This window comes from Carboxydocella sp. JDF658, from assembly GCF_002049395.1.
In the GTDB taxonomy this organism is placed as follows: Bacteria; Bacillota.
In genome coordinates this window covers 1-201 of sequence record NZ_BDLR01000209.1, presented here as the reverse complement: position 1 = coordinate 201, position 201 = coordinate 1, and the positions used below count along the sequence as shown (strand labels likewise).

1 rRNA gene is annotated in these 201 nt (G+C 58.2%); it reads left to right on the top strand.

From position 1 onward, the window contains the following. Nucleotides 1-201, top strand: a 23S ribosomal RNA gene (locus JDF658_RS13850); the annotation flags it as partial.

The following is a 201-nucleotide window of genomic DNA, read 5'->3' as shown; positions in this document are numbered from 1 at the left end:
TGAAGTAGGTCCCAAGGGTTGGGCTGTTCGCCCATTAAAGCGGTACGCGAGCTGGGTTCAGAACGTCGTGAGACAGTTCGGTCCCTATCCGTCGCAGGCGGAGGAAATTTGAGAGGAGCTGTCCCTAGTACGAGAGGACCGGGATGGACAGACCGCTGGTGTACCAGTTGTTCCGCCAGGAGCAATCGCTGGGTAGCCAAG